Consider the following 26,725-nt stretch of genomic DNA (forward strand, 5'->3'; position numbering starts at 1 on the left):
AGGAGATTGACGATGAAAAATATGACAAGTCTCATGAAAGTGGAAATCATTCTGATGAAACGGCAAGCAGTCTACTACTTGCTATCCATCGGACTTCCAAGTGTGTTTTACCTTATCTTTTCTGGTATGATGTCAGGGTCAGATATTCCAGAAATTGCTCTTCAAGCCTATCTTTTTGCCATGACGCTCTTTAGTATCATGTCAAGTGCTTTTTTCAGTATCCCAAGCACACTCGAGTCTGATAAGACAAACAACTGGCAAAAATTGATTCAACATTCTCCCGTATCTATGGTAGAATATTATGTATCAAAACTGTTCAGTACCCTACTGACTTTCTTGTTATCAATTACAGTTGTCTTTTCAGTTGGTCATTTTGTCCGTGGAGTGACTCTGCCTTGGCTTGACTGGATGGTAATTGGTGCTATTTTGCTGATCGGAAGCGTGGTCTTTATCAGCATGGGGGTCTTGGTGAGCTTGCTACCCAGTGCTCAACTGATGACGGTTGTTGGAAATATTGCCTATATTGCTTTGGCTGTTCTAGGTGGACTGTGGTTCCCCTTGGATTCCTTCCCAGAATGGCTCCAATCTATTGGAAAGCTGACTCCAACCTATCAACTGATGCAGGTCGTCTCTACTTATTTGGAACACCATGAATTTAATATTCTTTCTGCCTTGGTTGTGCTAGGCTATACAGTTTTCTTTGGTGTACTGGTAATCCAGCTGAAAAAAAGGATTGAGGTAAAATAAATCTATGTTGGAAAAATTTAAAAACATTCATTATATGTTTCATATTTCAATTGTGTTTATCATCTTTCCTATAGCGGGTGTCATCGTTGGAGATTACCCGCTTTTAACCTTGCTATGGACCCTACTATTTGTACTTGCCTTCTATTCGGTTTTAGCCAGTCAGAGTCGCACTGTGCTGTGGATGGCTTGGTGGATCATGCTTGCCTACATTTTTTATACATCGGTTTGGCTGAGTTCGGGTTTCACCTGGTTTATCTTCTATTTATCCAATCTCCTTATTTATGAGCTGGATGAGATTTCTTTTCACTCTTGGCGCTTTGTCAGTTTTATTGTCCTGCAACCGTTCATTCTGACCGGAATCTATATGGTCAATCATGTTAGTCCCTGGCAACTACTCTTTTTCTTGGTGACCTTTATCTTTTCCGATGCAATGACCTTTGGTCTTTATCGAATTCGATTGTCGGAGGACATAAAAGAAGAAAAGAGAAAGCAAAATGCTAAGCTTAATCTTTTCTTGGCTGAAAATGAACGCAATCGTATCGGTCAGGATCTCCATGACAGTCTAGGCCATACATTTGCTATGTTGAGTGTGAAGACGGATCTTGCCCTCCAACTTTTTCAGATGCAGGCTTATCCACAGGTGGAAAAGGAATTAAGAGAAATACAGCAAATTAGCAAAGAATCAATGCGTGAAGTTCGAACCATTGTGGAAAATCTTAAGTCTAGAACTTTGACATCAGAACTAGAGACTTTGAAAAAGATGTTAGAAATTGCTGGAATTGAGGTGGAAATAGCTAATCAACTAGATACAGCTAGCTTAACTCAGGAATTAGAGTCAACAGCCTCCATGATTTTGCTTGAGTTAGTGACCAATATCATCAAACACGCCAAAGCGTCTAAAGCCTACTTAAAATTAGAACGGACAGAGAAAGAACTCATTCTAACAGTGAGAGATGATGGCTGTGGCTTTGCTTCTCTAAAAGGAGATGAACTCCATACTGTTCGAGACCGTGTCCTTCCTTTTTCAGGAGAAGTGAAGGTGATCAGTCAGAAACATCCGACTGAAGTGCAGGTTCGGCTACCTTATAAGGAGAGAAACTAAGATGAAATTACTTGTTGCAGAAGATCAAAGTATGTTGCGAGATGCTATGTACCAGTTGCTTACCTTTCAACCAGATGTAGATTCTGTCCTACAAGCCAAGGATGGCCAAGAAACAATCCAACTCTTAGCAAAAGAGTCTGTGGATATCGCCATTCTTGACGTAGAAATGCCTGTTAAGACCGGCCTCGAAGTCTTGGAGTGGATACGAGCAGAAAAGCTAGAAACAAAGGTGGTTGTGGTGACGACCTTCAAGCGCCCTGGCTATTTTGAACGTGCGGTCAAGGCTGGAGTGGATGCTTATGTCTTAAAAGAAAGAAGCATTGCAGACCTCATGCAAACCTTGCATACTGTTCTCGAAGGACGCAAGGAATATTCGCCTGAATTGATGGAAGTGGTGATGACGCACCCCAATCCGTTAACAGAGCAAGAAATCGCTGTTTTAAAGGGAATCGCTCAGGGTTTGTCTAATCAAGAAATCGCGGATCAGCTTTATCTATCAAATGGAACCGTCCGAAACTATGTCACCAATATTCTTTCGAAACTAGATGCTGGTAATCGAACAGAGGCAGCCAACATTGCAAAAGAATCTGGTTGGCTTTGATAAGAAGGGTTAAAAAATTCCGAAACGATAACTTGAATCAAAGGAAATCCATACTAGAAAGGAGGAGGTAAATCGCCTCCTTTTCTGGTTTAGAAAAGCGGTGAAAGCTAGTGTCAAAGAGTTAAAAGATCGGAATAAAAACGAAAAAAATATTGACAAGGAAAGAAAAAATGTGTTACAATAATAGACGGTACTTTTTACTTTTGGTCTCTCAAAAGTGTACAGGGACGTGCTGACAAATGTTGCAAAAGTACACACAGATGGTAGCTGTCACCAAGTGTATCATCACCAAAAATAAAAAAACACAGGAGAATGTAGATGCCTACAATTAACCAATTGGTTCGCAAACCGCGTAAATCAAAAGTAGAAAAATCTAAATCACCAGCTTTGAACGTTGGTTACAACAGTCATAAAAAAGTTCAAACAAACGTTTCTTCACCACAAAAACGTGGTGTTGCAACTCGTGTGGGAACAATGACACCTAAAAAACCTAACTCTGCCCTTCGTAAATTCGCTCGTGTACGTTTGAGCAACCTTATCGAAGTTACTGCCTACATCCCAGGTATCGGACACAACTTGCAAGAGCACAGCGTGGTGCTTCTTCGTGGTGGACGTGTAAAAGACCTTCCAGGGGTACGTTACCATATCGTCCGTGGTGCACTTGATACTGCAGGTGTTAACGATCGTAAACAAGGCCGTTCTAAATACGGTACTAAACGTCCGAAAAAAGCATAAGGAAAGGGGATAAAGAGAAATGAGTCGTAAAAATAGAGCTCCAAAACGTGAAGTATTGCCAGATCCGCTTTACAATTCACAATTAGTTACTCGTCTTATCAACCGCGTTATGCTTGACGGTAAACGTGGTACAGCTGCTTCAATCGTTTACGGTGCTTTTGAGCAAATCAAAGAAGCTACTGGTAACGATGCACTTGAAGTATTTGAAACAGCTATGGAAAACATCATGCCTGTACTTGAAGTACGTGCACGTCGTGTTGGTGGATCTAACTACCAAGTCCCAGTTGAAGTTCGTCCAGAACGTCGTACAACACTTGGACTTCGTTGGTTGGTAACAATCGCTCGCCTTCGTGGTGAACACACAATGCAAGACCGTCTTGCAAAAGAAATCTTGGATGCTGCGAACAACACTGGTGCAGCAGTTAAGAAACGTGAAGACACTCACCGTATGGCTGAAGCTAACCGTGCCTTCGCACACTTCCGTTGGTAATAAAATGATACTAAGAGCGGCAAAGGCCCAAGGCAAAAATAGGAAACTGGTGCAGTGTTCCGTGAACACAAAGCAGTTTATCTTTTTTGCACCGGGCCTCGCTCGGGTTCAAATCAGTTAACTTGAGCTTTTAGCCCGAGTTCAATTCAACTTGTCTACAAGTTGAAACCAACAAAAACAAGATAAACATTGAGAACGGGTAGGTCCTGCCTATCCGTTTTTATTAAAATCGTGTTATAATAGAATAGAAATTAAAATAAATAGGAGAAACAAACCTCATGGCACGCGAATTTTCACTTGAAAAAACTCGTAATATCGGTATCATGGCTCACGTCGATGCCGGTAAAACAACAACTACTGAGCGTATTCTTTACTACACTGGTAAAATCCACAAAATTGGTGAAACTCACGAAGGTGCGTCACAAATGGACTGGATGGAGCAAGAGCAAGAACGTGGTATCACTATCACATCTGCTGCGACAACAGCTCAATGGAACAACCACCGCGTAAACATCATCGACACACCAGGACACGTGGACTTCACAATCGAAGTACAACGTTCTCTTCGTGTATTGGACGGTGCGGTTACTGTTCTTGACTCACAATCAGGTGTTGAGCCTCAAACTGAAACAGTTTGGCGTCAAGCGACTGAGTACGGAGTTCCACGTATCGTATTTGCCAACAAAATGGACAAAATCGGTGCTGACTTCCTTTACTCAGTAAGCACACTTCACGATCGTCTTCAAGCAAACGCACACCCAATCCAATTGCCAATCGGTGCTGAAGATGACTTCCGCGGTATCATCGACTTGATCAAGATGAAAGCTGAAATCTATACTAACGACCTTGGAACAGATATCCTTGAAGAAGATATTCCAGCTGAATACCTTGACCAAGCTCAAGAATACCGTGAAAAATTGGTGGAAGCAGTTGCTGAAACTGATGAAGACTTGATGATGAAATACCTTGAAGGTGAAGAAATCACTAACGAAGAATTGAAAGCTGCTATCCGTAAAGCAACTATCAATGTTGAATTCTTCCCAGTATTGTGTGGTTCTGCCTTCAAGAACAAGGGTGTTCAATTGATGCTTGATGCGGTTATCGACTACCTTCCAAGCCCACTTGATATCCCAGCAATCAAAGGTATCAACCCAGATACAGATGAAGAAGAAACTCGTCCAGCATCTGACGAAGAGCCATTCGCAGCTCTTGCCTTCAAGATCATGACTGACCCATTCGTAGGTCGTTTGACATTCTTCCGTGTATACTCAGGTGTTCTCCAATCAGGTTCTTACGTATTGAACACTTCTAAAGGTAAACGTGAACGTATCGGACGTATCCTTCAAATGCACGCTAACAGCCGTCAAGAAATTGACACTGTTTACTCAGGTGATATCGCTGCTGCCGTTGGTTTGAAAGATACTACAACTGGTGACTCATTGACAGATGAAAAAGCTAAAATCATCCTTGAGTCAATCAACGTTCCAGAACCAGTTATCCAATTGATGGTTGAGCCAAAATCTAAAGCGGACCAAGACAAGATGGGTATCGCCCTTCAAAAATTGGCTGAAGAAGATCCAACATTCCGCGTTGAAACAAACGTTGAAACTGGTGAAACAGTTATCTCAGGTATGGGTGAACTTCACCTTGACGTCCTTGTTGACCGTATGCGTCGTGAGTTCAAAGTTGAAGCGAACGTAGGTGCTCCTCAAGTATCTTATCGTGAAACATTCCGCGCTTCTACTCAAGCACGTGGATTCTTCAAACGTCAGTCTGGTGGTAAAGGTCAATTCGGTGATGTATGGATTGAATTTACTCCAAACGAAGAAGGTAAAGGATTCGAATTCGAAAACGCAATCGTCGGTGGTGTGGTTCCTCGTGAATTTATCCCAGCGGTTGAAAAAGGTTTGGTAGAATCTATGGCTAACGGTGTTCTTGCAGGTTACCCAATGGTTGACGTTAAAGCTAAACTTTACGATGGTTCATACCACGATGTCGACTCATCTGAAACTGCCTTCAAGATCGCGGCTTCACTTGCTCTTAAAGAAGCTGCTAAATCAGCACAACCAGCTATCCTTGAGCCAATGATGCTTGTAACCATCACTGTTCCAGAAGAAAACCTTGGTGATGTTATGGGTCACGTGACTGCTCGTCGTGGACGTGTAGATGGTATGGAAGCACACGGTAACAGCCAAATCGTTCGTGCTTACGTTCCACTTGCTGAAATGTTCGGTTACGCAACAGTTCTTCGTTCTGCATCACAAGGACGTGGTACCTTCATGATGGTATTTGACCACTACGAAGATGTACCTAAGTCAGTACAAGAAGAAATCATTAAGAAAAATAAAGGTGAAGACTAATCAGTCCTCACTCTAGAAGGAAGTCACTTAGTGGCTTCCTTTTTTTATCTTTAACTATTCATTTTTGCTGAATATAGTATACGAATTTGATCGCTAAGTTAGAAAAATACTAATTCTACCAAGAAAGAAAATATTCTAATTTGATAAATTAAAGTAAATAAAGGTTCCTAATTCCGTAGAAAAGTTAATAAAAATGAGCAAAAGATTCATAAATACACTTTTAGATAGAAAATTCAGAAAATTGACTCTTTTGCCTTGAAAATTTTTGAAAAAATGGTATGATAGTAACAAGCTATTTTTTTAAGAGAAGAGAAAGGGGAACAATGGAGAAAATCAGTTTAGAATCTCCTAAGACGGGGTCGGACCTAGTTTTGGAAACACTTCGGGACTTAGGGATTGATACCATTTTTGGTTATCCTGGTGGTGCGGTCTTACCTTTGTATGATGCGATATACAATTTTAAAGGTATTCGCCACATCTTAGGACGCCATGAGCAAGGTTGTTTGCACGAAGCTGAAGGATATGCCAAATCAACTGGAAAGTTGGGCGTTGCCGTCGTCACGAGTGGGCCGGGAGCAACAAATGCCATTACAGGGATTGCAGATGCCATGAGCGATAGCGTTCCCCTTTTGGTCTTTACAGGTCAGGTTGCGCGAGCTGGGATTGGGAAAGATGCCTTTCAGGAAGCAGACATCGTGGGGATTACCATGCCCATTACCAAGTACAATTACCAAGTTCGTGAGACAGCAGATATTCCTCGTATCATTACGGAAGCTGTCCATATCGCAACGACAGGTCGTCCAGGTCCTGTTGTGATTGACTTGCCAAAGGATGTATCAGCTCTAGAGACAGATTTCATCTATTCACCAGAGGTGAATTTACCAAGTTACCAACCGACGCTTGATCCGAATGACATGCAAATCAAGAAAATCTTGAAGCAATTGTCAAAAGCCAAGAAACCTGTTTTGTTAGCAGGGGGCGGTATCAGCTATGCAGAAGCTTCTAAGGAGCTCAATGAATTTGCTGAACGTTACCAAATTCCAGTAGTCACTAGTCTTTTGGGGCAAGGAACCATTGCAACGAGTCATCCGCTCTTCCTAGGGATGGGAGGCATGCACGGTTCTTTCGCAGCCAACATTGCAATGACGGAAGCGGACTTTATGATTAGTATTGGTTGCCGTTTCGATGACCGCTTGACTGGGAACCCTAAGACCTTCGCGAAGAATGCTAAGGTTGCTCATATCGATATTGATCCAGCTGAGATTGGTAAGATTATCAGTGCAGATATTCCTGTAGTGGGGGATGCTAAGAAAGCCTTGCAGATGCTACTGGCAGAACCAACTGTTCATAACAATACTGAAAAGTGGATTGAAAAAGTCACCAAGGACAAGAATCGAGTTCGTTCTTATGATAAGAAAGAACGTGTGGTTCAACCTCAGGCCGTTATTGAACGCATCGGTGAGTTGACGCATGGTGATGCCATTGTCGTAACTGACGTAGGGCAGCACCAAATGTGGACAGCTCAGTATTATCCTTACCAAAATGAGCGTCAGTTAGTCACTTCAGGTGGTTTGGGTACCATGGGATTCGGAGTTCCTGCAGCTATCGGAGCCAAGATTGCCAATCCAGAAAAAGAGGTCATCCTTTTTGTTGGTGATGGTGGCTTCCAAATGACCAACCAAGAACTAGCTATCCTAAACATCTACAAGGTGCCGATTAAGGTTGTCATGTTGAATAACCATTCACTAGGAATGGTTCGTCAGTGGCAGGAATCCTTCTATGAGGGTAGAACTTCCGAGTCAGTCTTTGATACCCTTCCTGACTTCCAGTTGATGGCACAGGCCTACGGCATCAAAAACTATAAATTTGATAATCCAGAGACGATAGAGAAGGATCTAGAAGTCATTCTGGAGGATGTGCCGATGTTTATCGAGGTGGATATTTCTCGTAAGGAACAGGTCTTACCGATGGTACCAGCTGGTAAGAGCAATCATGAGATGTTGGGGGTGAAGTTCCATGCGTAGAATGTTAACAGCTAGATTGCAAAACCGTTCAGGAGTTTTGAATCGTTTTACAGGTGTCCTTTCTCGTCGTCAAGTCAATATTGAGAGTATCTCAGTTGGTGCGACAGAGAACCCCAATGTATCTCGCATCACCATCATTATTGATGTAGCATCTCATGATGAAGTAGAGCAAATCATTAAACAGCTCAATCGTCAGATTGATGTGATTCGCATTCGAGATATCACAGATAAACCACACTTGGAAAGAGAAGTTATCTTGGTGAAGGTATCTGCTCCTGCTGAGAAGCGTGCAGAAATCTTGGCCATTATCCAACCTTTCCGTGCAACGGTAGTAGATGTGGCTCCAAGCTCAATCACCATCCAGATGACGGGAAATGCTGAAAAGAGTGAAGCTTTATTGCGAGTGATTCGACCATACGGCATTAAAAATATCGCTCGTACGGGTGCAACTGGATTTACCCGCGACTAATACTCTTAGTATAAAATCCAGCATAAATTTGTTAAACCAGCCTATAAGGCAATAAAAATAGAAAAGAGAGAAAAACTATGGCAGTTCAAATGGAATACGAAAAAGATGTTAAAGTAGCAGCACTTGACGGTAAAAAAATCGCCGTAATCGGTTATGGTTCACAAGGACATGCGCATGCGCAAAACTTGCGTGATTCTGGTCGTGATGTCATCATCGGTGTGCGTCCAGGTAAATCTTTTGACAAAGCAAAAGAAGATGGATTTGACACTTACACAGTAGCAGAAGCAACTAAATTGGCTGACGTTATCATGATCTTGGCACCAGACGAAATCCAACAAGAATTGTACGAAGCAGAAATCGCTCCAAACTTGGAAGCTGGAAATGCAGTTGGATTTGCTCATGGTTTCAATATCCACTTTGAATTTATCAAAGTTCCTGCAGATGTAGATGTCTTCATGTGTGCTCCTAAAGGACCAGGACACTTGGTACGTCGTACTTACGAAGAAGGATTTGGTGTGCCAGCTCTTTACGCAGTTTACCAAGATGCAACAGGAAATGCTAAAAACATTGCTATGGACTGGTGTAAAGGTGTTGGGGCAGCTCGTGTTGGTTTGCTTGAAACAACTTACAAAGAAGAAACTGAAGAAGATTTGTTTGGTGAACAAGCTGTACTTTGTGGTGGTTTGACTGCCCTTATCGAAGCAGGTTTTGAAGTCTTGACAGAAGCAGGCTATGCCCCAGAATTGGCTTACTTTGAAGTTCTTCATGAAATGAAGTTGATCGTTGACTTGATCTATGAAGGTGGATTCAAGAAAATGCGTCAATCTATTTCAAACACTGCTGAATATGGTGACTATGTATCAGGTCCACGTGTGATTACTGAGCAAGTGAAAGAAAACATGAAAGCTGTTTTAGCAGATATCCAAAATGGTAAATTTGCAAATGACTTTGTAAATGACTACAAGGCTGGTCGTCCGAAATTAACTGCTTACCGTGAACAAGCAGCTAACCTTGAAATTGAAAAAGTTGGTGCAGAATTGCGTAAAGCAATGCCTTTCGTTGGTAAAAACGACGACGACGCATTCAAAATCTACAATTAATTCTTGTAAAGAGAGACAGAAGGCGAGTTGGGGGTACCTAACTCGTTTTTTATCTTGAACAGTATTTGAGGAGGAGACAATGCTAAGTGCAAAAGATGTGGTGAAAGCCCACAAAGTTTTGAGTGGTGTAGTAGTTGATACACCACTAGAATATGATCATTATTTATCAGAAAAATACCAAGCAAAGATTTATCTCAAAAAGGAGAATGCGCAACGAGTTCGCTCTTTTAAAATTCGTGGAGCCTATTATGCCATTTCTCAACTATCAAAAGATGAACGCGAGCGTGGTGTAGTCTGTGCCTCTGCGGGAAATCATGCCCAAGGTGTCGCCTATACTTGTAATGAGATGAAGATTCCTGCAACCATTTTTATGCCCATTACAACACCGCAACAAAAGATTGGGCAGGTTCGCTTTTTCGGTGGAGAGTTCGTGACAATCAAGTTGGTTGGGGATACCTTTGATGCTTCTGCTAAGGCAGCACAAGAATTTACATTAACAGAAAACCGCACCTTCATCGATCCTTTTGATGATGCGCATGTTCAGGCTGGTCAAGGGACTGTAGCCTATGAAATTCTTGAAGAAGCCCGTAAAGAGTCTATTGATTTTGATACAGTACTTGTACCAGTAGGTGGTGGCGGATTGATTGCCGGTGTTTCAACTTACATCAAGGAAACCAACCCGACTATTGAAGTGATCGGGGTAGAAGCTAATGGTGCTCGCTCTATGAAGGCTGCCTTTGAAGCTGGGGGACCAGTTAAGCTCAAAGAAATTGATAAGTTCGCTGATGGGATAGCCGTACAAAAGGTTGGACAATTGACCTATGAAGCGACTCGTAAGAATGTTGAAACGCTGATTGGGGTGGACGAGGGATTGATTTCTGAAACCTTGATTGATCTTTATTCCAAACAAGGTATTGTAGCAGAACCAGCCGGAGCTGCCAGCGTTGCAGCCTTGGAAGTTTTATCAGACTATATCAAAGGCAAGACGATTTGTTGTATCATTTCTGGAGGAAATAACGATATCAACCGCATGCCAGAGATGGAAGAACGTGCCTTGATTTACGATGGAATCAAGCATTACTTTGTAGTGAATTTCCCACAACGTCCAGGAGCTCTACGAGAGTTTGTAAATGACATTTTGGGGCCGCATGATGACATCACTCGTTTTGAATATATCAAACGGGCCAGCAAGGGGACAGGACCAGTCTTGATTGGGATTGCTCTTGCGGATAAGAATGATTATAATGGATTGATTCATCGGATGGAAAAGTTTGACCCATCTTATATTAATTTGAATGGGAATGAAACCTTGTATAATATGCTAGTTTAAGCTAAAATAAAATTATTATCATATTATTTGCGTAATGCTAATGATGGTGCTATAATGATGGTGACGAAAGGGGGAGATTCCCATGGTTTTACAAATTTTACTTGTTTTATTGTTTTTAGTGGTGATTGCATCAGTGATCATGGTTAGTTCTGTGTATGTGGTTCGACAACAATCTGTCGCTATCATAGAACGCTTTGGTAAATACCAAAAGTTGAGCAATAGCGGTATTCATTTACGAGCTCCTTTTGGGATTGATAGGATTGCGGCTAGAGTCCAACTACGATTGTTGCAAAGTGAGATCGTTGTAGAAACTAAAACGCAGGATAATGTATTTGTGACGATGAATGTAGCTACTCAATATCGAGTTAATGAAAACAACGTTACGGATGCTTATTATAAATTGATGCGTCCAGAAGCTCAGATTAAATCCTATATCGAAGATGCTTTACGTTCATCTGTACCTAAGTTAACCTTAGATGAGTTGTTTGAGAAGAAGGATGAAATCGCCTTAGAAGTTCAAAAACAAGTGGCTGAAGAAATGTCTACGTATGGGTATATCATTGTCAAAACGCTGATTACTAAGGTTGAACCTGATGCTGAAGTAAAACAATCAATGAATGAAATTAACGCAGCTCAACGTAAGAGAGTTGCGGCGCAAGAGCTTGCTGAAGCAGATAAGATTAAAATCGTGACCGCAGCAGAAGCAGAAGCAGAAAAAGATCGCCTACATGGTGTAGGGATTGCAGAGCAGCGTAAAGCAATTGTTGACGGACTAGCTGATTCTATCCAAGAGTTAAAGGGAGCCAATGTTGAGCTAACTGAAGAACAAATCATGTCTATCCTATTAACGAACCAGTATTTAGATACGTTGAATAATTTTGCAGATAAAGAGGGTAATAATACAATCTTCCTACCAGCAAATCCTAATGGAGTCGAGGACATAAGAACTCATATATTATCGGCTTTAAAAGCCAAATAAAAATATGCAGAATAATATAGTTGCAACGAATATATGTTTTTTTATTGACAAATGAAATAAAAACGTATACAATTAAGTATTGTAAAGAATAATTTAGGAGAAGAACATGGCTAAGTCGAACTTTGAAAAAGTAGAAGCAGTTGTTGGCTGGGTTCGTGATAAGAAAATCACAGGCTACCGTATCTCTAAAGAAACGAATGCGCGTGAAATGTCTATCATTGCTCTAGCACAAGGACGCGCAAAAGTTAAAAATATTTCATTTGAAACAGCTCTTGGTTTAATCGATTTCTATGAAAAAAATCATGAAAAATTTGAAGATTAAACTGTGGTCACAGGCAGATTCTTAAAGCGGATCTGTCTTTCTTTTTCCTAATTACTAAAAAAGACTGCATTCTTTATGCAGTCTTTTATCTTATTTGAGATAGCGCTGAAGAAACTCGCGCGTCCGTTCTTCTTTAGGGTTCGTGAAGAGGTCTTCTGGCTTGCCTTCTTCAGCAATGACGCCCTTATCCATAAAGATGACACGGTGAGAGACATCGCGAGCGAATTCCATTTCGTGGGTTACGACGATCATGGTCAAGCCTTCTTGAGCCAAATCCTGCATAATTTTGAGGACTTCTCCGACCATTTCAGGGTCAAGGGCAGATGTTGGTTCGTCGAAGAGAATGGCGTCAGGATTCATGGAGAGGGCGCGGGCGATAGCCACGCGTTGTTTTTGTCCCCCTGAGAGTTGTTTGGGCTTGGCTTGCCAGTAACGTTCTCCCATACCGACTTTTTCGAGATTCTCTTTGGCAATTTTCTCAGCTTCAGAGTGGTCGCGTTTGAGTACAGTCGTTTGAGCAACGATCGTATTTTCAAGGACATTCAGATTTTCAAAGAGATTGAAAGATTGGAAAACCATACCGAGTTTTTCACGATAATGGGTGAGGTTATAGCCTTTTTCTAAGACATTTTCTCCTCGATAGAGAATCTCTCCCTCTGTAGGTGTCTCTAGTAAATTAATCGAACGAAGGAAGGTTGATTTTCCGCTTCCTGAGCTCCCGATGATGGAAATAACCTCTCCTTTATGGACGGCGAGAGAAATGTCTTTTAGCACTTCGTTTTGCCCATAGGATTTTTTGAGGTGTTTGATTTCAAGGATTGGTTGTGTCATTTTTTCAAATCCTCCGTTTGCATTTGGTTAGCACCTGTAGTGTAAGTATCCATGTCCATACGACGCTCGATGAAGCGTAGGATACGGGTCACAGTAAAGGTGAGGACAAAGTAAATCACGGCGATGATGGTAAAGGTCTGGAAGTATTGATAGGTTTGTGTTGCTACAGTATTTCCTGAGAAATAAAGCTCAACAACTGAAATAACGTTCAATACAGAGGTATCTTTAATGTTGATGACAAACTCATTACCAGTAGCGGGTAGAATATTACGGACAACCTGAGGTAGGACAATCTTACGCATGGTTTGATTGTGGGTCATACCGAGAGCAGTTGCAGCTTCAAACTGTCCCTTGTCTACTGCTAGGATACCACCACGGACGATCTCTGTCATGTAGGCACCCGTATTGATTGAGACGATGAAGATAGCAGCTAGTGTGCGGTCAAGGTTGATACCAAAAGCTTGGGCAGTTCCATAGTAGATAACCATGGATTGAACAATCATCGGTGTACCACGGAAGATCTCGATATAGACATTGAGAATCCAACCGACTAATTTCTGTAGGGCGTACATTGCCTTGTTCTCAGATAGTGGAGCGGTACGGAAGACCCCGATTGCAAGTCCGATAAGGAGACCTGTGATGGTTCCGATAATGGAGATTAGGAGTGTGATACCAGCACCACGCAAGAGTTGTTGCCAGTTTTCAGAAAGGATCTTAGCAACTTGGCTAAAGAAACTACTTTCTTCCTCCGTTGTTGTAGACTCCACAGGTTGCTCTTTGATCATACGATCCATGAGGGCTACTTGTTCATCCTTAGAGATGGTTTCGATGCTCGCGTTGATTTGGCTGATGCGGCTGTCATCTTTACGAAGTCCAATGGCAATAGCTGTATCTTCTTCGCCAGTTTTGAAACCCGGTTGAGGTTGGATCATTTTGAACTTAGCGTTAGCAGACTCAGCGGTCATTGCTTCAGGTCGTTCAGAAACATAGGCATCAATAACACCAGCCTCCAGAGCTTGACGCATTTGGGCGAAGTCACCCATAGCTGTTTCTTTTTTGGCACCTGGAATTTGGGAAATCAGGTCATAAAGGTAAACACCTTGTTGAGACGTGATTTTTGCTCCGCTAAAGTCCTCTAAAGATTTGGCATTGGCATAGGCAGAGTCCTTTTTGACTAATAGAACCGGTTCGCTAGTATAGTAACTGCTTGAAAAAGCAATTTCTTGTTTGCGTTCAGCGGTTGGGCTCATACCGGCAATGATCATATCAATTTTGCCAGAAGTAAGTGCTGGAACAAGTCCTTCCCATTTGGTTTTCACAACCAAAGGTTCCTTGCCTAAGTCTTTGGCAATCTTTTTAGCGATTTGAACATCGTAGCCGTTGGCATATTGGTTGGTACCGTCGATTTTGACGGCGCCGTTACTATCGTCGTCTTGGGTCCAGTTGAAGGGGGCGTAAGCAGCCTCCATCCCGATGCGTAAATATTCGTCGGCTTGGACTTGGCTAACTAGTCCTAAGGTAAGGGCTAAGCTAGCAAGGATAGATAAGCATAATTTTTTCATGTTTTCTCCTATTTCTAGTCTAAAAATGACTCCCTCTATTGTATCTAAAAATAGTGAGATTTTCAATACAAGTAAGCCTTTACTTATAAAAAATGATATAATGGTAAAAAGATTGAAAGGGAACCGATTATGAAAAAAAGATGGCTGTTGGCTTTGGTATTTACTTATTTATTATTTATACCGAGCCTAGTTTTTGCAGTAGACTTTGATATCTTATCCTATCAGGGTGATTTGAATATTCATGCAGATAATACTGCAATTTTTAAGGAAACAATTACCTACCGCTTTGGAGATGATTATAATGGTCAGTTAGTTGGACTCGGGAAAGCTGGGAAAATGCCAGAAGGATTTGACATTGATCCCGATCCGACTGTTCAGGTCTCTAAAAATGGAAGAATTGTTCAAAATGCTTCCTTCTATACTATGGAGGAAGAGGACGGTTACAAGGTAAAAATTTACAATGCTGGATATGCTGGAGATACTGTTCGGGTAACGGTTACCTGGAAACTATCAAATCTTCTCTTCTTGTATAAGGATATCGCAGAGCTAAATTGGCAACCCTTGACAGATAGTACTGGAGACATCAAAGAGATTGAGTTCAAGGTCAGCTCTGATACTCCAGCGGAGAAACTCTATTTTCATGCAGGACAACTCCTAAGGGACTCTAGTGTTGAAAAAGTAAATAATCTCTATCATGTCAAAATGAAAGACCTTCCTAGAAAGCGACAGATCGAATTACACGCATACTGGCCTAGAAGTGCTTTTGCAGGAGCTCCAGATCAAGGATTAGAGGAAGAACGTTTAACCGATTTTAACCGGATTGAAAGCAATATAGCAACAGAAAAAGCGCAAAGTGAGATTTTGATGAAATGGGTATTTCCCGTCATTTTTATGAGTCTCTTACTTCTAGTTCCTATTTTCTATAGGATGTTTCGTCAGAGTACAAGCATTAAAAAGGTCTTTCCAAAAGATCATCGACTCTACGAACCACCGATGGATTTGCCTCCAATGGTTTTAGCAGAAGCAGTGTATTCAACTTCCTTAGAGGAAGTCAATCCCCTAAACAAATCAGGGTTTGGTAAATTTACTTTTGAACGTCTGATTCAGGCAACCTTGTTGGATTTAGTAGATCGAGGTCATTTATCTATTTTCCAAGGGGATGAGGAACCTTATGTGCGCATTATCAGTGAAAAGGGTTTGTCCAATTTTGAGAAAGAATGTCTACGCATGACCTTGTCAAATAAGAAAGAATTGGCTATTTCAGAGCTCTTCCCTGATTACCAAGTTTCATCTTCCCTTTACCGTGGTGCCAAAGAGTCAGATGAAAAACATATCCGAGAAACAGGCTCGCGTCTCAAACGCTCCTTTGAAGGAAGACTTCAACGCATTCAGTCTTGTGTCAAGGATAAGGTCCATGTACTTCGTATCCCAAGCTACTATCGTCCCTTGACAAGTGAGGAACGCCGCCTTGCTCTCGGGATGCGGGTCTGTTCAGCCATAACAGCTCTAGGTGGACTGCTATTCTTTTACTATAGCTGGCAAACACATGGTTTCTTTTCGATCCCATTTCTACTCTTAGGGTTGACAGGATTAGGGGCTAGTTTCTGGGTTTATCTTGCCACGCGAGGAGCCTATCGCGATGGAGTTCTAACAGAGGAAGGATCAGAGATCTTCTATCTCTGGACGAGTTTTGAAAATATGCTTCGCGACATCGCTCATCTAGATCAGGCCGAGCTAGAGAGCATCGTCCTTTGGAACCGTCTACTGGTCTATGCGACTCTCTTTGGTTATGCCAAGAAGGTGAGCAAGTTAATGAAAGTCCGCCATATTCAGCTTGAAAATCCAGATTTGAATCTTTATGTAGCCTATGGTTGGCACTCACAGTTCTACACCTCAACTGCACAAATCAAGCAATATACTGCTGTCGCAAATACAGCTAGCAATTACTCTGTATCTTCTGGAAGTGGTTCTTCAGGTGGAGGATTCTCAGGAGGCGGAGGCGGTGGTAGCATCGGCGCCTTCTAAAAAATCTATCGCAACATCTGAAATTATGTTATAATAGAGGACAGAAAAAGGAGTAATGTATGTATTTTATTGAAATTTTGAAGTCAATCTTTTTTGGGATTGTTGAAGGAATTACAGAATGGTTGCCGATTTCAAGTACTGGGCACTTGATCTTGGTTGAAGAATTTGTACAATACAAGGACCAGAATGAAGCCTTCATGTCCATGTTTAATGTTGTCATCCAGCTTGGTGCCATTTTAGCAGTTATGGTCATTTACTTTAACAAGCTTAATCCTTTCAAACCTGGTAAAACTAAGGTAGAAGTCCGTCGAACTTGGCAATTGTGGTCAAAAGTCTTGGTTGCAACCTTGCCTTTGCTCTTGGTTTTTAAACTAGATGATTGGTTTGATGCCAACTTCCATAACATGGTTTCAGTTGCAATCATGCTGATTATCTATGGGGTTGCCTTTATCTACCTTGAAAAACGAAATAAGGCGCAAGCCATTGAACCAACAGTAACAGAGCTTGACAAGTTGCCTTATAAAACAGCCCTTTACATTGGGCTCTTCCAAGTCCTCGCCCTCTTCCCGGGAACGAGCCGTTCAGGTGCGACTATCGTTGGTGGTTTGTTGAATGGAACAAGCCGCTCAGTCGTAACAGAGTTTACCTTCTATCTCGGAATTCCTGTTATGTTCGGAGCTAGTGCTTTAAAGATTTTCAAATTTATCAAAGCAGGTCAACTTTTGAGTTTTGGTCAACTATTCTTACTTCTTGTAGCCATGGGTGTTGCCTTTGGAGTCAGCATGGTTGCTATTCGTTTCTTGACCAGCTATGTGAAGAAACACGACTTTACACTCTTTGGGAAATACCGTATCGTACTCGGTAGTGTCTTGTTGCTCTATAGTTTTGTGCGTTTGTTTGTATAAGAAAAAAGCTTGAGGGAATTTTCCTTTAAGCTTTTTAAAATCCTGTCACCGTAATTCCTAGTAAACGGATACCTTTTTCTTTTTCAACAAGCTCTTCGTAGAGTTGAAGGGCAGTTTGAGAAATCTGACTAGCGTCCTGTGTTGCTTGTGGGAGGCTTTTTCGTCTAGTTAGAGTGGAGAAGTCAGCATATCGTATTTTTAGGATAATGATTTTTCCAGCTTTGTCCTGCTTGCTGAGATTGTGAGCTACCTTTTCTGAGAGAAGAGTCAGCTCTTTTTTGATGTCTTCTTCTACTTGCAGGATCTTTCCATAGGTTTTTTCCTTGCCAATGGACTTACGAATGCGGTCGGGCTTGACCGGTGAGTTATGAATACCTCTTGCCTTTCGATAAAGGTCAAAACCGAGTCTGCCGAACCGATCGATTAAAGTGACTTCTGAGACATCCAATAAGTCCGAACCAGTATAAATGCCCATTTCATGAAGACGTTCAACTGTTTTTTTGCCCACGCCATGAAATTTAGCAATGTCCATTTGTTTGAGGAAGTCTTTGGCTTGATCTGGGAGGATAACTGTTAAACCATGTGGTTTTTGATAGTCACTAGCCATTTTAGCTAAGAATTTGTTATAAGAGACGCCAGCAGAAGCAGTCAGGTGTAGTTCCTGCCAGATATCCTCTTGGATGAGGCGGGCTATTTTGACAGCTGACTTGATACCGAGTTTATTTTCCGTTACATCCAAGTATGCCTCGTCAATACTCATAGGTTCGATCAAATCAGTATAACGTTTAAAAATAGCTCGAATCTCAAGTCCCACAGCCTTATACTTTTCATAATTTCCAGAGATAAAGACAGCTTGGGGACAGCGCTCATAAGCTTCTTTAGAGCTCATAGCTGAATGAACACCAAAAGCTCGTGCCTCATAGCTACAGGTAGAAACGACACCACGCCCACCTGTTTGTCTGGGGTCGCTTCCGATAATGACAGGTTTGCCCTTTAACTTGGGATTATCTCTTATTTCCACCGCAGCAAAAAAGGCATCCATGTCGATATGGATGATTTTTCTGGACAGATCATTTATCAATGGAAATATGAGCATCCCAATCCCTTTCTAGTGTCATTTTCTATTTATTATACCTTTTTTCTGAAAAAATGGAAAAGAGTAATCCTGCTTTCAAAAATATAATACAGATTGTATCTGAAAACAGACTGTATTAGAAAAGAAAGCGTCTAAAATGCCGATTTTCTCTTGTTGAAATCGGTTACTGTATGGTATACTTGACTCAAGAATGTAACAGATGACTGTTACTAGAAAAAAGAGGACATTAACATGGTTGTTAAGACAGTTGTTGAAGCACAAGATATTTTTGATAAAGCTTGGGAAGGCTTCAAAGGCGTAGATTGGAAAGAAAAAGCAAGTATTTCTCGCTTCGTTCAAGCTAACTACACACCTTACGATGGAGATGAAAGTTTCCTTGCTGGACCAACAGAACGTTCACTTCACATCAAAAAAATCGTAGAAGAAACAAAAGCACACTACGAAGAAACTCGTTTCCCAATGGACACTCGTCCAACATCTATTGCTGATATTCCTGCTGGATTTATCGACAAAGAAAATGAAGTTATCTTCGGTATCCAAAACGATGAACTCTTCAAATTGAACTTCATGCCAAAAGGTGGTATCCGTATGGCTGAAACTACTTTGAAAGAAAATGGATACGAACCAGATCCAGCTGTTCACGAAATCTTCACTAAATACGTAACAACAGTTAACGACGGTATCTTCCGTGCCTATACTTCAAATATCCGTCGCGCTCGTCACGCTCACACTGTAACTGGTCTTCCAGATGCCTACTCACGTGGACGTATCATCGGTGTTTACGCACGTCTTGCTCTTTACGGTGCTGACTACTTGATGCAAGAAAAAGTAAACGACTGGAATGCGATTAAAGAAATCGATGAAGAAACAATCCGTCTTCGTGAAGAAGTAAACCTTCAATACCAAGCATTGCAACAAGTTGTTCGCTTGGGTGACCTTTACGGAGTTGATGTCCGCAAACCAGCGATGAACACGAAAGAAGCCATCCAATGGGTTAACATCGCCTTCATGGCTGTCTGCCGTGTTATCAACGGTGCTGCTACATCTCTAGGACGTGTGCCAATCGTATTGGATATCTTTGCAGAACGTGACCTTGCTCGTGGTACATTTACTGAATCAGAAATCCAAGAGTTCGTTGATGATTTCGTTATGAAACTTCGTACAGTTAAATTTGCTCGCACAAAAGCTTATGACCAATTGTACTCAGGTGACCCAACCTTCATCACAACTTCTATGGCTGGTATGGGTAACGACGGTCGTCACCGTGTTACTAAGATGGACTACCGTTTCTTGAACACTCTTGACAATATCGGTAACTCTCCAGAGCCAAACTTGACAGTTCTTTGGACTGACAAATTGCCATACAACTTCCGTCGCTACTGTATGCATATGAGCCACAAACACTCTTCTATCCAATACGAAGGTGTAACAACAATGGCTAAAGACGGATACGGAGAAATGAGCTGTATCTCATGCTGTGTGTCACCACTTGACCCAGAAAACGAAGATCAACGCCACAATATCCAGTACTTCGGTGCTCGTGTAAACGTTCTTAAAGCCCTTCTTACTGGTTTGAACGGTGGTTACGACGATGTTCACAAAGACTACAAAGTATTTGACATCGATCCTATCCGTGACGAAGTTCTTGAATTCGAATCAGTTAAAGCCAACTTTGAAAAATCTCTTGACTGGTTGACTGACACTTACGTAGATGCTTTGAACATCATCCACTACATGACTGACAAATACAACTACGAAGCTGTTCAAATGGCATTCTTGCCAACTAAACAACGTGCCAACATGGGATTCGGTATCTGTGGATTTGCTAACACTGTTGATACATTGTCAGCTATCAAGTACGCTACAGTTAAACCAATCCGTGATGAAAATGGCTACATCTACGATTACGAAACAATCGGTGAATACCCACGTTGGGGTGAAGATGACCCACGTTCAAACGAATTGGCAGAATGGTTGATCGAAGCTTACACAACTCGTCTACGTAGCCACAAACTTTACAAAGACGCAGAAGCTACTGTATCACTTTTGACTATCACATCTAACGTTGCTTACTCTAAACAAACTGGTAACTCACCAGTCCACAAAGGTGTATACCTCAACGAAGATGGTTCTGTGAACTTGTCTAAACTTGAATTCTTCTCACCAGGTGCTAACCCATCTAACAAAGCTAAAGGTGGATGGTTGCAAAACTTGAACTCACTTGCTAGCCTAGACTTTGGTTACGCAGCTGACGGTATCTCATTGACAACTCAAGTTTCTCCACGTGCTCTTGGTAAGACTCGTGACGAACAAGTGGATAACTTGGTAACAATCCTTGATGGTTACTTCGAAAACGGTGGACAACACGTTAACTTGAACGTTATGGACTTGAACGATGTTTACGAAAAGATCATGTCAGGTGAAGACGTTATCGTACGTATCTCTGGATACTGTGTAAACACTAAATACCTCACTCCAGAACAAAAGACTGAATTGACACAACGTGTCTTCCACGAAGTTCTTTCAATGGATGACGCATTGAGCTAAGATAATATAAAGAAAACTAGCCTTAAGGCTAGTTTTTTTGTTACTGAGGTTTTGATAATTTTAAATCAAGGAATATTATAGTTTATACTCTCAGAGAGAAGAGACAAATTACTTCTATATAAAATATGGCTTTTTCTGCCTTACTGCAGGTGTCATAGAATTGACTAAAAAGGATTGAATTCTACAAAATATAGACTTCAATCCTTTTTTAAAATATACTATCTAGCTTGAAGAGTAAATGACATATACTTTAGTCGTTATCTTCTTTACGTTTGAATAGTGTAAGACCTAAGGCTGCAAATAGAGCTAGAGCACCAGTCACTGCTGCAGAGTGATTGTTTTCTGTTCCTGTATTTGGTAATACTTTGGTATTATCAACAGTAGATTGCTCAGTATTTGCATGGTTTTGTTGACTATCTTGACTTAATTGGTCAGTATTATTTGGAGTGGTTGCAGTAGTAGCAGCTGTTCCTATTCTTACAATTTCATCAGTAGGTGTAATTGTAACTGTAGAAGACAGAATGTTGCTAGAAATAATCTGCCCTTTATCATCAAAAACTTCTTCGATAATGATTGTACGAAGGCCAGCTTTACCTGGGGCAACAATCATTTGTGTTCCACTAGGCAATTTATCATCATAAATGGATTGAATACCATAAGGAATAGAAAGTTCAATAGTTCTCTGAACAGTTCTAGTAAGTGGTTTTGTTCCCACAAGTACAATCTGTTTGACAGGCTCAGTTTGTTTGTCAGAGACAACACGAGACGAGATCACAGTATTGTTTCGGTTGTCAATAGTATCTTCGTGAACAATAGTTCTAGTACCTTTAACACCAGGGGTTTGAATCTCTTCTTCTCCAACGAATAGCTTGTCAGAAGGCACTTTAACGATATCAAAGTCAATATCTTGTGTCTCAGTTCTTTGAGCGGTTACAGTGAGTGGTTTTGTTCCCACAAGTACGATCTGTTTGACAGGCTCAGTTTGTTCATCAGAGATGACGCGAGACGAGATCACAGTATTGTTTCGGTTGTCAATAGTATCTTCGTGAACAATAGTTCTAGTACCTTTAACACCAGGGGTTTGAATCTCTTCTTCCCCAACAAATAGCTTATCAGAAGGAACTTTAACGATATCAAAGTCAATATCCTGTTTCTCAGTTCTTTGAGCAGTTACAGTAAGTGGTTTTGTTCCCACAAGTACGATCTGTTTGAGAGGTTCGGTTTGTTCGTCAGAGATCACACGAGACGAGATCACAGTATTGTCTCGGTTGTCAATAGTATCTTCGTGAACAATAGATCTAGTACCTTTAACACCAGGAATCTGAATTTCTTCTTCTCCAACAAATAGCTTGTCAGAAGGCACTTTAACGATATCAAATTCAATATCCTGTTTCTCAGTTCTTTGAGCAGTTCTAGTAAGTGGTTTTGTTCCCACAAGTACGATTTGCTTAATAGGTTTAGTAGTGATACTATCAGAAACTTGTTCTCTTGAAATTAGATCATTTGTATCATTATCACGGATTTCTCGATAAGAAACAGTACGGATTCCTTTGACACCAGGAGTTTTGATGACAGAATCACCAACTAGAATAGTATCATCGTTTACATATTCTGTTTCGAAATCGACATCAAACTGATCAAATGCTCCAATAGCTTTGGAAGTTCGTGTACCTACATGGACAATACGATTTTGCGGTGCCGTAGTTACATTTTCATCAGTAAATGTATATTGCGTATCGTTCTTCAAACCAATTGGAAGATTTTCATAGCGATAGGCCATCTCAGTTGTTTGAGTTTGGTTTTTAGTGTCAGTGTAACTATACGTTTTAGTGGCTGTCATAATTTTGCCATCTGTGGTTGTATAGTCTGCTCGAAGCAAGCCAGGAATGCGATCATTATCAGTAGCTTCTCGAATATTTGTTGTTGCATAGAAGTATCTGAGACCATAGTTTAGGATATCGGTTCCACTTGATTTCTCATAAGCAGAGTTATCGACACCAGTCGCATAGGTATTTACAGTTTTCGTTCCAGCTACACCAGGAGTTTTCTCAATGCTAGTTCCAGCTGCAATAGTTTTATCGTTCACGTAGATTGTCTCATATGGAACAGTCTCTTCTGAACTGTTGATTAAACTAGGGGAACTTGTTGAAAAACGACTAACTCCCATATTGAATTGAGTGCTATTCTTTTCCTTGTTAGGAATAAGGCGTTCGGTTGCAGGCTTATAGATCGCATTGCCAAGTGGATCGGTTTTCGTATCGGTAGTAGAAGCTGTGATTTCTGATTCGGAAGTGAAGGTATTGTTTTCAGTATATCGAACTAGGTGATTGGTTTCTAATACACGGATTGGCAAATCAACATTGTTAGCATAACTAATATTAGAAATTTTAATATCGTTTCCAATAAAAGCTAATGGTTGAGTTCGACTAAGTGTATTTGGAAGGTTGCTTGGAGTTCGAGTTGTATTAATACCAAAGCCAAGTCCAGGTTGCACCAAAGTACCATTATTTCCATTTAAACTAATTAACGGCGTTTGTGTTGCAGCATTCTTAGCTAAAGATTGTGTGATTTCCCCAAAGTCAAGATTATTGTCTTTAAAAAGAACGCCCTCTGCATTTGTTGTAATAGAAATGATAGGCATTGTCTTTTGTTTTCCGATGATGCCAGGTCTAGTACTCATGAAAGTTTTTTTGACTTTAATGTCATTGTTTTGGAAAACAACAGACCCACGGAACTTATCTTGGTTAGATCGAATTGTTTTATCTGCGACATTAAAATTACTAGTCGATTCAGCGATTGTAATAGCAGATAAATCTTTATTTGGATCACCGTAAAGTTCTTCAAGCTCGACTTTATTATTACTAATGTTGATGGAACCAGAACCATATCCCAATCCGTTTGCAAATTTACTTGTATCAGATAATGTAGCGGTTCCCCTAATATTGTCATTAGAAGAGTTAATCATCTTAATCAAATCGTTTGCTGAGTGTCCAGTGATTTGATTGTTTTTTATATTCAGTACATAGTTTAGATAAGGCTCTTGCATACGAACCAAGATAGCATTTGTATTGTAGTCTTGGTTTGTAGCGGTTCTACCTGATGAATCCAAATCTTGAATGCGGTTATTACTAATTTCAAAATAACCTACGGCTCCGTCTGCACTCAAGTCCTGAGATTTTTCATTCGTTTGCAAATGAATCGCTTCATACTGGAGGTAATCATGACCATGTGTAAATTTTCCGTCAACTTTCAAGTCATCTCGTACTAGACGATTTGTTTTATCTTGTGTGACAACGTTGTTTCGAATGACAACATTTTCCATTTTAAAGTTTCGGTTGTATACAGAGATACCTAACAAGCGATCTCCGTATGAAATGTTGTTTTCGATTAAAATTCGGTCACCGTCGTGAATATCTAAACCTTTACGATAGTTATAGGTACTCGTATTGTTTCGGAAAACTATTCCATTATTGTAGGATCCAGCCTCTGAAGCGAAACCATAACCTGTACTTCCGTTTAATTTGTGTCCATTTTCAGAAGTGGTTGTTCCTTCAATAAGGATATTGGTTTGGTAAGAGAATTGAACTCCAGCCACTCGGTTATTGTGAGTATTACTGTTTAATACTTTATTGTTTTCACCTAAGTTTAGACTACTGAAAGTATAACCAGGAGCTTTTCCAGCAATCAAATTACTCACAGAGCGAGGACGGCCCCAACCAGGAAGAGAGATATTTGAGACACTGTTATATGACGACCCGAAGCGGATACCAGCTTTGTTAGCTCCACTCGCTTCAACGTTCTCAACAGTTACATTATCAGAATCATTGATAAGGACGCCATCGACTTTTCCATAGTAGGGCATTCCTTTGACGTAGAAGCCATCATGTTGTTCTCCAAAAGCTTCTTTTAAGTTTTGGATAGAAACAGATAAATCTTTCACAAGGAATCCATTTTGATTTTCAACTAGCAAAACAGCATGGTCGCGATTGTCAGTATCATTCTCGTTGCTATCCCAAGGATTTCCTAGCTGAACTAAATTTGTTTTTAATACGGTTGTTCCTGGACCGTCTCCAAAGAGACCGGTTACATTTGAGTGCTCTGAACCGATTTTAATTTGATTAAAGGAGCCACTTTCGCTTTTGCGATAGATAGGCAGTGCTATTCCTGTAAGGTTTTCTCCGTTAGAACTAACATAACGAACAAGTCCATCCGAGTCTACACGAAGATTTTCATATTCTTCTTTCGTAACATGCGAAAGATTCTGAACACCATCAATTCGTCCTTTTTGTATAGGCATAGGAACACCTGATCCGTATGTTAAAATTTTATAGTGATCAATTTCGCCTTTATCACGAGCCACATTGACAATTCCAGAAAGTTTGACGGCAACACCAGTATGTTGTGTACCATCTGGATCAGCCATTACAATTTCATTTGCTGCTTTTAGTGCTTTATTAACAGCGAGAGTATCATCTTGGTTATCAGCTACATTCAAACCAAAATCAGTAGCATTGACATAGTACCATTTGTTTTTATGATCATAGTGAACATCATACTCAATACCTTCAACAGTTGGTTTTGAAACAACGGTTCTTACATCTTCTGTGATGGCATCTTGAATTTTCTTTGATTGGTTTTCTTTTGGTATTTCAGGAATGGCTTTTGCTTTGATTGCTTCCTCGTCAGCTTTTACTTCTGGTTTTAGAGCGGATTCGATAGATTCAGCGGGCTCAGTCGGTATAGAGTCTTTTGGCTGACTTTTATTTTTTTCCGCAGATGTGGATGCGCTTACACTTCGGAAGCCACTTCGTCCTATTTGTTTACTATCTGCTGGCTTCGTAGGAGTTTCAGCTACAGTGCTAGCACTATCGGATACATTGGAAGAAGGAGTAGTAGACTGTTCAGTCACTGAACTAGGATTATTAGCATTCTCAGCAGAATTTGGAGTATTTCCGTCTTCATTGGTTTTTTCAATCGTTGAAGATGTAACTGTAGTCGGTCGTAGCATTTCTGAAGTGTCTCCCCCAACTTCATTAGCGGCTACGTTATTGACTAATAAGGCTGATGTAACAATTCCGATTGAAACAGCAACCCAGTGCTTCTTTACTTTACGTAACTTTTTCATAAAATTATAATTCCCTTTATAATGTATATATTAAGTAGTTTGGCCGCAATTATTCATAATAATTTATATTTAGTTTCTCCTACAAATAACTATAATAATATATAAAAATATATTGCAACCTTTTTATTTTAACAAATCAAGTAGTTTGAGTCAAGAAATCAAACTAGAAAATTAAAATTATTTTTTAACACAAATTATTTTATTCGTAAAATAGTTAAAATTGAGTTTGTTTTACTTGACAGAATGACAAGTATAATGCTAGAATGTATGTGGTTATTTATGTTTAATACTTAAAGTGTTTGGAGGACTTTAACTACTAAATATCAAATAATCTGTGATTTCTTCTTCGTTTCTCAGGAGAGGGATTAAGAACAT

Annotated in this window: 19 protein-coding genes; 15 read left to right on the forward strand and 4 right to left on the reverse strand. The window is 40.5% G+C overall.

Annotation, left to right across the window (positions count from 1 at the left end):
* The first annotated feature begins 12 nt into the window (after positions 1 to 12).
* The 12 genes from AB2B49_RS01345 (at position 13) to AB2B49_RS01400 (ending at position 12,259) form a co-directional block, all read left to right on the forward strand.
* Positions 13 to 747, forward strand: coding sequence for an ABC transporter permease (locus AB2B49_RS01345; protein WP_000794227.1), 735 nt, complete (start codon positions 13 to 15; stop codon positions 745 to 747).
* A gap of 4 nt (positions 748 to 751) precedes the next feature.
* Positions 752 to 1,849: a sensor histidine kinase gene (locus AB2B49_RS01350; RefSeq protein ID WP_000890230.1), complete on the forward strand. Its 1,098-nt coding sequence runs from the start codon at positions 752 to 754 to the stop codon at positions 1,847 to 1,849.
* A 1-nt stretch (position 1,850) separates the two neighbouring features.
* Positions 1,851 to 2,450 carry a response regulator transcription factor gene (locus AB2B49_RS01355; protein WP_320691842.1) on the forward strand — a complete coding sequence of 200 codons (600 nt, stop codon included), beginning with the start codon at positions 1,851 to 1,853 and terminating at the stop codon, positions 2,448 to 2,450.
* Between the two features lie 318 nt (positions 2,451 to 2,768).
* On the forward strand, positions 2,769 to 3,185 hold the full coding sequence (rpsL, locus tag AB2B49_RS01360; protein ID WP_001142333.1) for a 30S ribosomal protein S12: 417 nt from the start codon (positions 2,769 to 2,771) through the stop codon (positions 3,183 to 3,185).
* Positions 3,186 to 3,204: 19 nt separating this feature from the next.
* Positions 3,205 to 3,675, forward strand: coding sequence for a 30S ribosomal protein S7 (rpsG, locus tag AB2B49_RS01365; RefSeq protein WP_004250722.1), 471 nt, complete (start codon positions 3,205 to 3,207; stop codon positions 3,673 to 3,675).
* Between the two features lie 278 nt (positions 3,676 to 3,953).
* The gene (fusA, locus tag AB2B49_RS01370) at positions 3,954 to 6,035 is read left to right on the forward strand and encodes an elongation factor G (protein WP_000090339.1); all 2,082 of its coding nucleotides are present in this window, start codon (positions 3,954 to 3,956) and stop codon (positions 6,033 to 6,035) included.
* 323 nt (positions 6,036 to 6,358) lie between these two features.
* Positions 6,359 to 8,059 (forward strand): acetolactate synthase large subunit, encoded by a 1,701-nt coding sequence (locus AB2B49_RS01375; protein WP_049519462.1) that lies wholly within the window; start codon positions 6,359 to 6,361, stop codon positions 8,057 to 8,059.
* Complete coding sequence (ilvN, locus tag AB2B49_RS01380; RefSeq protein ID WP_001253813.1) at positions 8,052 to 8,528, forward strand: acetolactate synthase small subunit; 477 nt, start codon at positions 8,052 to 8,054, stop codon at positions 8,526 to 8,528. The genes AB2B49_RS01375 and ilvN overlap by 8 nt, the downstream gene beginning before the upstream one ends.
* 77 nt (positions 8,529 to 8,605) lie before the next feature.
* Positions 8,606 to 9,628 carry a ketol-acid reductoisomerase gene (gene ilvC / locus AB2B49_RS01385; RefSeq protein WP_000290683.1) on the forward strand — a complete coding sequence of 341 codons (1,023 nt, stop codon included), beginning with the start codon at positions 8,606 to 8,608 and terminating at the stop codon, positions 9,626 to 9,628.
* A gap of 79 nt (positions 9,629 to 9,707) precedes the next feature.
* Positions 9,708 to 10,958 carry a threonine ammonia-lyase IlvA gene (gene ilvA, locus AB2B49_RS01390; RefSeq protein ID WP_000947299.1) on the forward strand — a complete coding sequence of 417 codons (1,251 nt, stop codon included), beginning with the start codon at positions 9,708 to 9,710 and terminating at the stop codon, positions 10,956 to 10,958.
* An 82-nt stretch (positions 10,959 to 11,040) separates the two neighbouring features.
* Positions 11,041 to 11,937 carry an SPFH domain-containing protein gene (locus AB2B49_RS01395; RefSeq protein WP_000244062.1) on the forward strand — a complete coding sequence of 299 codons (897 nt, stop codon included), beginning with the start codon at positions 11,041 to 11,043 and terminating at the stop codon, positions 11,935 to 11,937.
* A gap of 106 nt (positions 11,938 to 12,043) precedes the next feature.
* The gene (locus AB2B49_RS01400) at positions 12,044 to 12,259 is read left to right on the forward strand and encodes a capsule biosynthesis transcriptional regulator (protein WP_001130031.1); all 216 of its coding nucleotides are present in this window, start codon (positions 12,044 to 12,046) and stop codon (positions 12,257 to 12,259) included.
* A 90-nt stretch (positions 12,260 to 12,349) separates the two neighbouring features.
* Here the strand turns inward: AB2B49_RS01400 and AB2B49_RS01405 are convergent, their stop codons facing one another.
* A complete protein-coding gene (locus AB2B49_RS01405) occupies positions 12,350 to 13,090 on the reverse strand; it encodes an amino acid ABC transporter ATP-binding protein (RefSeq protein ID WP_320691843.1) in 741 nt (246 codons plus the stop codon).
* Complete coding sequence (locus tag AB2B49_RS01410) at positions 13,087 to 14,652, reverse strand: ABC transporter substrate-binding protein/permease (RefSeq protein WP_000732044.1); 1,566 nt, start codon at positions 14,650 to 14,652, stop codon at positions 13,087 to 13,089. Before AB2B49_RS01410 ends, AB2B49_RS01405 begins: the two co-directional genes overlap by 4 nt.
* 129 nt (positions 14,653 to 14,781) lie before the next feature.
* Here AB2B49_RS01410 and AB2B49_RS01415 point away from each other — a divergent pair, with 129 nt between their 5' ends.
* Both AB2B49_RS01415 and AB2B49_RS01420 read left to right on the forward strand, forming a co-directional pair.
* Positions 14,782 to 16,677: a DUF2207 domain-containing protein gene (locus AB2B49_RS01415; protein WP_320691844.1), complete on the forward strand. Its 1,896-nt coding sequence runs from the start codon at positions 14,782 to 14,784 to the stop codon at positions 16,675 to 16,677.
* A gap of 59 nt (positions 16,678 to 16,736) precedes the next feature.
* Positions 16,737 to 17,582 (forward strand): undecaprenyl-diphosphate phosphatase, encoded by an 846-nt coding sequence (locus AB2B49_RS01420; RefSeq protein ID WP_061407999.1) that lies wholly within the window; start codon positions 16,737 to 16,739, stop codon positions 17,580 to 17,582.
* Positions 17,583 to 17,616: 34 nt separating this feature from the next.
* Here the strand turns inward: AB2B49_RS01420 and dinB are convergent, their stop codons facing one another.
* Positions 17,617 to 18,678 carry a DNA polymerase IV gene (gene dinB, locus AB2B49_RS01425; RefSeq protein ID WP_320691845.1) on the reverse strand — a complete coding sequence of 354 codons (1,062 nt, stop codon included), beginning with the start codon at positions 18,676 to 18,678 and terminating at the stop codon, positions 17,617 to 17,619.
* 231 nt (positions 18,679 to 18,909) lie between these two features.
* Here dinB and pflB point away from each other — a divergent pair, with 231 nt between their 5' ends.
* The gene (pflB, locus tag AB2B49_RS01430) at positions 18,910 to 21,225 is read left to right on the forward strand and encodes a formate C-acetyltransferase (protein ID WP_000260621.1); all 2,316 of its coding nucleotides are present in this window, start codon (positions 18,910 to 18,912) and stop codon (positions 21,223 to 21,225) included.
* Positions 21,226 to 21,475: 250 nt separating this feature from the next.
* On the opposite strand, the gene AB2B49_RS01435 is transcribed toward pflB, so the two are convergent.
* The gene (locus AB2B49_RS01435) at positions 21,476 to 26,350 is read right to left on the reverse strand and encodes a G5 domain-containing protein (RefSeq protein ID WP_320691846.1); all 4,875 of its coding nucleotides are present in this window, start codon (positions 26,348 to 26,350) and stop codon (positions 21,476 to 21,478) included.
* Positions 26,351 to 26,725 lie beyond the last annotated feature (375 nt).

Origin of the sequence: Streptococcus jiangnanensis, from assembly GCF_040888325.1 — a bacterium.
In the GTDB taxonomy this organism is placed as follows: domain Bacteria; phylum Bacillota; class Bacilli; order Lactobacillales; family Streptococcaceae; genus Streptococcus; species Streptococcus jiangnanensis.